Below are 1,729 nucleotides of genomic sequence, written 5' to 3' on the forward strand. Positions count from 1 at the left end.
CTGATTTTGTCCTTCAACCACGAAGGCTTTGTTCAGGAACGAGTCGCACTAATGTCCATGTCATAGCCGGAACGCACCGCTTTTTTCTGTTCCTCGATTTTGGAACGGTCAAGCTCGGTGATGGTTCTCTTGATGGTCTTAATCGCCGCAGTCTGGTCAACCGACTGGATGTGCATGGTCACGATCTGCGTGGATTCCATATCCAGAAAATCTGCCAGCATACGGTCAGACAGGTCTGATGCCGTAATTGCCAGATAGGACATCGAACCGAAGATGCTGCCCATCTGGAAGGTGCGGTTGGTCTTAAAGGCAAATGCCGTCGGAGCAATGAAGTCCTTTACAGACAGCCCGGATTCCACAAGATACTTCCAATCGAAGAAAAACTTATCATTATCACCCATGTGGAACATGGAGTGCATCAGATGCAGCCGCTCTTTGCCGTTCATGGTGGTTGCAATGACACCCAAACGACGAAAGTTATTGAGCAGATCGTTTTCGATATGGTTGAGTCTCGGCTTTGCCTGCCTCATGGATTCGGCTTCAATGCCGAATGTCAGGTACTTGGTTTTGGTCAAGCCATTGTTGCCCTGCGCCAACTGCTTTTTCAGCATCTGGCTATACTCGGCACGGACAGGATTGAAGCTGTCCTTCTTGAACGGGATGCGGATACTCTTTTCAAAGCTCTCAGCATCGGTACTCAGGTTCATAAAGGAAAGCTCAAAATGAATGGAACTGTCAAAGAAATTCAGGAAACTGCACCACTCATCGAAGATGGCAGTCTTATCTTCCTGCTGTGCCAGCTGATAGTTGATGTCCTGAAACTGAATCGTCTTGGTGTAGTAGCTGTCAGTGACACGGCAGATGCCATCCGGGAACATTCTCTGAAAGGGAATGGACTGCTGTGCAGTCTGTGGGATACCATTGTCTTTCTTTGCCCGTTCCACAACAGCTTTAATTTCTCGCTGCTGCTTCCGATTCAGATTTGCAGGCATTTTGATGTTTCTTGCCTGTGGCTTCTTTTTGAAAAACAATTCGTTCAACCTCCTTTTCCAGTTTGTACTGACGCATCAAAGCGTCATAATAGTTGTCCGTCTGATAAGGGCGAACCTTGGGACGAACGAATTTAGTCTGAATAAAGTGTTCTACAACCACTTCCAACGGCTGTCCATCCTTTTCATACATTGCCAGAAAAAACAACGGCAACATGACGATCATCATGGACAGTGCTGCAAGGCTCACATTTCCGGTTGCTTTGACCAGAAAGAAAATCGGCACTCCGATGAGCGCCGCCGCACCAAAGCAAAGTAACTGCCGTTTTGTCAGATTGAAGAACACTTTTGTTTTTACCCTCGTCAGGTCACGAGGTACGGGAATATACGCTGCCAAACAATTTCCTCCTTCCCTTAGTGAGCGCTGAATACACCCTTCGCAAGCGAACCGGTCTTAAACAGGGTGAAGCACAAAAGGACGGTGTAGCCCATAACACCCCAGATAGAACCGATGATGTCATCGCTGAATGCGATAGACTGAATCAGCACCGCATAAATGCCTACGCAGATCATAATCAGGAATCCCTGGAATCCGATTGCAAACAGCGAACGCAGATAATTCTGTCCGATATTGCTCTGCTCTCTGTTTCCAAAAGTGGAGAGCGGAATCGGGGCAAGGCTGACCATCAGTAGGGTAAGAACCCGACGCCTTGCCATATTGCTATGGCAGGTTTCCGAGA

Annotated in this window: 1 protein-coding gene and 2 pseudogenes; all 3 read right to left on the bottom strand. The window is 47.8% G+C overall.

The window, feature by feature from the left end:
* Positions 1 to 50: 50 nt before the first annotated feature.
* A pseudogene (locus DWX68_RS14440) lies at positions 51 to 992 on the bottom strand (conjugal transfer protein TraE); the annotation flags it as partial.
* Entirely contained in the window at positions 952 to 1,386 is a 435-nt protein-coding gene (locus DWX68_RS14445) for a PrgI family protein (RefSeq protein WP_002578953.1), read from the bottom strand. The gene DWX68_RS14445 and the pseudogene DWX68_RS14440, both read right to left, overlap by 41 nt.
* A 17-nt stretch (positions 1,387 to 1,403) precedes the next feature.
* A pseudogene (locus tag DWX68_RS14450) lies at positions 1,404 to 1,729 on the bottom strand (hypothetical protein); the annotation flags it as partial.

It is taken from the genome of Clostridium sp. AF20-7 (assembly GCF_003479275.1).
GTDB lineage: Bacteria > Bacillota > Clostridia > Lachnospirales > Lachnospiraceae > Otoolea > Otoolea fessa.